This window comes from Gammaproteobacteria bacterium (genome assembly GCA_022340215.1).
Taxonomy (GTDB): Bacteria; Pseudomonadota; Gammaproteobacteria; order JAJDOJ01; family JAJDOJ01; genus JAJDOJ01.
The window spans coordinates 1-5,184 of sequence record JAJDOJ010000113.1; the positions used below are offsets into that span (position 1 = coordinate 1).

Annotated in this window: 4 protein-coding genes; 2 read left to right on the forward strand and 2 right to left on the reverse strand. The window is 63.3% G+C overall.

Annotated features, from left to right (window positions below; translation table 11 throughout):
* Positions 1–173 precede the first annotated feature (173 nt).
* A complete protein-coding gene (locus tag LJE91_08105; protein ID MCG6868678.1) occupies positions 174–1,703 on the forward strand; it encodes a hypothetical protein in 1,530 nt (509 codons plus the stop codon).
* A 456-nt stretch (positions 1,704–2,159) separates the two neighbouring features.
* Here LJE91_08105 and LJE91_08110 read toward each other — a convergent pair whose 3' ends face one another.
* Positions 2,160–3,008, reverse strand: a complete 849-nt coding sequence (locus LJE91_08110; GenBank protein MCG6868679.1) for a sulfotransferase domain-containing protein — start codon at positions 3,006–3,008, stop codon at positions 2,160–2,162.
* A gap of 195 nt (positions 3,009–3,203) precedes the next feature.
* On the opposite strand from LJE91_08110, the gene LJE91_08115 reads away from it, so the two are divergent.
* Positions 3,204–3,959, forward strand: coding sequence for a peptidase (locus LJE91_08115; protein ID MCG6868680.1), 756 nt, complete (start codon positions 3,204–3,206; stop codon positions 3,957–3,959).
* Here the strand turns inward: LJE91_08115 and LJE91_08120 are convergent.
* Entirely contained in the window at positions 3,934–4,956 is a 1,023-nt protein-coding gene (locus LJE91_08120; protein MCG6868681.1) for a putative zinc-binding peptidase, read from the reverse strand. The genes LJE91_08115 and LJE91_08120 overlap by 26 nt on opposite strands.
* Positions 4,957–5,184: the final 228 nt, after the last annotated feature.

Sequence of the window (5,184 nt, forward strand, 5' to 3'; positions counted from 1 at the left end):
CCTGTGCCGTAGCTTCCCCGTCGTGACAGCCCGTCGGTCGTTTACCCCGCCTCGCTCCGGTCTCCCCTGCGATGCCGCAATGCCGATTCCTATACTCGAACGCGCTAACAACAACGGGCCCGAACCGCCTACCGACGCGACATCGATAACCCGCCTCGGCAAGAAAAACGACAGTGAAGGACACACTCGTGGGGATACACACAAAGACGGCGAATGCCGTGACCCGGACACTGATCGGCGCGTCGTCTTATGCGCTCGTAGTGCTGCATGCCGTCCCTGCGACTGCGAACCCGATGGCGGATGCGAACCGGTCCGCACGATTGCCCGAGCTGCATTATGGCACACCCCGTCCGCCCGAACAGTCGCTGTCGTACGAACCGGCAGATATGGGGACCGCAGACAGCTACCTCGCCGGATCCGGGCAGGGCGACTCGAGCCTGATCGAGGTCCGCGCCACGCGACAGCCGGGTGAGGTCGCGTCAGGCCCCGTGGCCGAGCACCAGTCCCCCCCCTCATCCGGGGAGGACGCATTCGTGCTGCGGCGGCGGGAAACGACCGGGGACGGGCGCCTGCAGGTCGAGAGCGCACTGGGTGACCAGAAGCTGAACACCAACCCGGTTGTCGGTTCCGGTTACAGGATCTCCTTGCCGCACACAACCATGCGGGGGATCAGTGCCTCCGGCGCCAGCGCCGATTCCCAGATCAACTGGAGTCTCGGAAAGACCGGACAGCTCGAAGGGGCCGCACAGAAGTCCTTTGTCGCGGACGGCGCGTCGGTCGTCGGTGTCGGGCTGAATCGCCGGTTGTTCGATGGATGGCAGATCGGTGCACAGACCTGGGTGCTGAAGGGCGATGACGGCTCGATCGACCCCAGTCTTGCCTCCGCGATCCACTACACAACCGGGGTCTCGAACCACGACGCCGAGGTCGCGCTGCGCACGCTGGTCGATGACGAGGATAGTTGGGGCGTGATGCTCGACGGCGAGATCGCCTTCGATCGCCTCACGCACCGGAGCGGGCTGTTCCGGCTGGAACCCGAGGTGAACTGGGCCGGGCAATCCCTTCCCTCCGATGCACAGGGGGCATACTGGCATACCGCGTTCGAGATGGATCGTCGCACCCTGCGCGGGGGCCTCGAGGCAGAACGAAACAACATCCGCCACGACCCGGGTCGAGAAGGGATGAACGTCACACGAGCCTTTTCCGGCTTTTCCGAGCGTCTCTCGGAGGATGCCGTGCTGACCGGCGACGCACGATCGGAGTGGCGGCGCAACGTGCGCGGACTCCTCGGAGAGGACCAGGACATCTACCGGCTGGAACTGTCCCTGGAAAGCCCGCTGGTCACCGGACCCTCGCGTCTCGCGGTCTCCTGGACGGGCGAGTATCGCTCCCGCGACCGGCAGGAGACCGTCCGGCTCAGCTGGGAACAGAACTGGCTGGATTCCGGATCCGGCACCCTGCGCAGCCGGATCGATCTCGACCGGACGGGGAGTCCCGAAGGTGCCCGCTACCGGCCCGTCGCCAGTATGGCGGTTGCCCGCCGAGTGGGCGGGCGCACGGAGATCAGCGGTACGGCGTTCTACACCCCCGGGCAGGAGACTGCAGACGCCGAAGCCTTCCCCGCGGACGGTTGCGCCGCGGTGGACAGTTGCGCGCACGGCACGGGGAGCTCAATCTGGCTCGCCCTGAACAAGGAATGGTAGACCGCGCACAGCCGCACTCCGCCTGACGCCCCGCAACCGGGTCGACGGCGTGGTTCAGGCATCGATGCCCTTACCTGACCCACATATCTTCCCAGGCCGGCAGGCGGCCCGGCCCAGGCGGAGGGGTAGAGCACCGGCATGTTCTCAACCGACTTTCCGGTTGGGATCCGCAGACACCCATGACGGTGGAACCGCTGCGCTTGTTCCACCCTACGCAATGTCATGACTCACCGAAAGCTCGGGAAAACCGTAGGTCGGATCAAGCGAAGCGGATCCGGCATGCTACTTTCCGGTTGGGAGCCGCAGACACCCATGACGGTGGAACCGCTGCGCTTGTTCCACCCTACGCAATGTCATGACTCGCTGAAAGCATGGAAAAACCGTAGGTCGGATCAAGCGAAGCGGATCCGGCATGCCACTGGTGCTGAAACTGGGCTCGACCTGGATTCCGCGAAGTCAGGTCATCTGAAGGTAGCGCAGGCATGCAGGCTCGAGCGTCTCCCGGGCCTTGTCCAGGATACGCCGTTCCTGCACATCGTTCAGTTCGGTCTCGTGATCCCCGACCCGTCCGCCACGGATGAATCCACCCGGTTTGAATACCGGCTCTCCGCCACGCTCGGAGCGCGTGAACCGAAGGGTATTGGCCTTCATCCACTCAAACGCGCTGAGCTCGACAGCGCGCGCGAATTGTTCACGTGTGACCGTCCAGCCGAGGAAGGCGAGGATGCGTCGCATGTTGCCGGCGAGGTCATCCTTGAGGTCCTCGTAGCGCAGCCAGAGGAGCCGGGGATCGTCGCGGTGCGGCCACCAGCTCGCGACGTTGCGGTACCAGGCCCCGTACCCCAGCCATTCGTCGAGATAGGCGTCGAACGAACCGGGCAGTTCCAGCCCGTGGTGCGCACGCGCCGTATCGGTCATGTCGCGGATGTGGTGGTAGAAACTGATGCAGACATCGCGGGGATCGCGCGAGGTCATGACGACCCGGACCGTCCCCCAACCGGGCGTCTGCTCGAAGGTGCAGTGGGTCTTGAAGATGCGTGGGTCCGGCAACGCGTCGTAACGATCCAGGGCATCCCGCCAGGTCTGGCCCGCTCGCGGCAGTTCGAGCCAGGGGACGACCTCTGCAATGGACCCGAAGCTGTCATCCCCACCGCTTCGAAGCTGATAGAGGATCTGCTGCATCCAGGTCGTCCCGGCCTTCGGTGCCGTAGTGATCAGCACATCCGTCGGCCGTGGGCGAAAATGGGCCAGCACCTCGGGATCGTGGGTGGGCGTCGGTTCCCCCCATTCGCGATCGGCCGTCATGACCTGACCTCCCTGCGCCGCGTAGCGGCAGGCCTCTTCGTCCGCGAGTCGGCAGGCCGGACATGCCGTAGAATCCCGGTGTCGCGTAACCGGCGACCGGGCGCGTCGAAACGACCGCCCTTTGTGATATGGTTCGGGGCGCGGGTCGTTCGGTCCAAGCCTTGAGCAAGTCGTATATACATTCCGGTCCCCTCCATGACGTATTGCTTAGCTATCAAACTCGACGACGGTCTCGTGTTCTGTTCGGACTCGAGGACCAACGCGGGTGTCGACCGGGTCAGTACGTACAGCAAGATGCACACCTGGGAGAACCCGGGCAAGTGCGTCTTTGTCCTGATGAGCGCCGGCAATCTCGCGACGACCCAGGGTGTCGTGACACACATCAACCGCGATATCGACGAGCACGCCGAACATACGCTTTACACCGTTCGATACCTGACCGAGGCGGCCGAGTACATCGGCAAGCTAAGCATGGCCGAACAGGCGAGGCACAGCGAGTCGGTGGAGAGCGGAGGTTTCAAACCGGAAGCCACCTTCATCCTGGGTGGACAGATCTCGGGACAACCGCAGGACCTCTATCTCGTCTACCCCCAGGGGAACCACATACGGGTCTCGGACCTCGTCCCCTTCCTGCAGGTGGGCGAAACGAAATACGGCAAACCCATCCTCGACCGCATCATCCGCACCGACACAAGTCTGGAAGACGCCGTGCGCTGTGCGCTCGTATCGATGGACTCCACGATGCGCAGCAACGTAACCGTCGGTCCCCCGATCGAACTGGCCGTATACAAGCGCGATGATCTGCGACTGGATTGCCACACGCAGATGGCCGCCGACCACGACTACCTCGTCAACCTCAAACAGAGCTGGGACGCCCGTATCCTGCAGGCCTTCGCCGACCTGCCCGCGTTCGACGCCACCCGGTTCAACTGTTCACTACACGATGGATGAACTCTAGTTTCCTTCTGGCCGGTCCGCTGACGACAAACGGGTAGGCATCCGCCAGGCCCATACTGCGGTTCAGCTCATTCAGCACCAGTGTCAGTTCACTCCACTCGTCCAGCCATGCCGAGGGACCCTTCTCCGCGGCGTGGAGATTCACCATGCCGTAGCCTTCCGCTGTTTCCAGGGTGTCCACCATATGCAGGTAGTGGGCCCAGGTTTCCGACCAGTCCTCGAGTGGATGCACCGACGCATAGGGACTGATATAGGCCCTGGACCAATCCTCAGCAGGTCCGTTGAGATAGTACGTGTCAAGCGACCGCCGATAGTCAACGCGCTCGTCACCGAAAAGGGCGCGGAATTCATGGATCTTCCCTCCCGACTCGCAGTCGTGCGACCAGAAGTAGTGGCCGCTCTCGTGCCGGAAGTGTCCCAGCAGCGTGCGGTAGGGCTCGTTCATGGCCTCCCGCATCGACTCCCGTTCGGTGTCGTCCGCCTCCAGAACATTGATGGTAATCACCCCGCCGGCGTGCCCGGTGCCGACGAATCCCTCCGCCACCTCCGCGTTGGTGCGCCGGTCCTCGAGGAAATCGAACAGCAGCCCACCCTGAGGATCTTCCCATTGGCTGACGACCGGCAGTCGCAGCGACAGCAAGGTGTAGATCAAGCGGCGTTTGGCAACCTCCAATGCGCGCCAGCGACGCAGATTTCCCGCCTTGTCGAGGTTGGGGACGATGCGATTGAGCGAACAGGCCCGGCAACGCAGGTAATGGCCCCCGGCGGGAACGAGCCAGTTGCACACCCCATACTGCAATCCGTTGTCGCAAAACCGATAGCGGCCACCGGGTGTCGGGTCGTTGCCCGCCAGCCAGACGCCATCGCTGACTTCCTCAAGTGTCACCATCGCGGCGATCTCCGGGTCATACCCGAGACGCTGGCCGCATTTGACGCATTCGGTGCTGTCGAAGAAGACCTGCTGCCCGCAGGTACAGAAAAACCGTTTCATACAGCGAGAAGATAACAGACCTTGGCTGGCGCCGCGGCGGAACTCGACGGGAGGGGACGGAGCAAGTCGTCCCGGGCGGAAGTCGGGCTAGGAGCCTGTCGGCCTTAGGAACAATCTACTGCGCTGATGGGAGAGCGGCCAAAAAATCCCCGATTTCTCGTTGCGTAGGCCCACTATGCGCCTCGAAATCGTAAACTTTTTGTCTCGTTCTCCCACCATGCTCGCTAC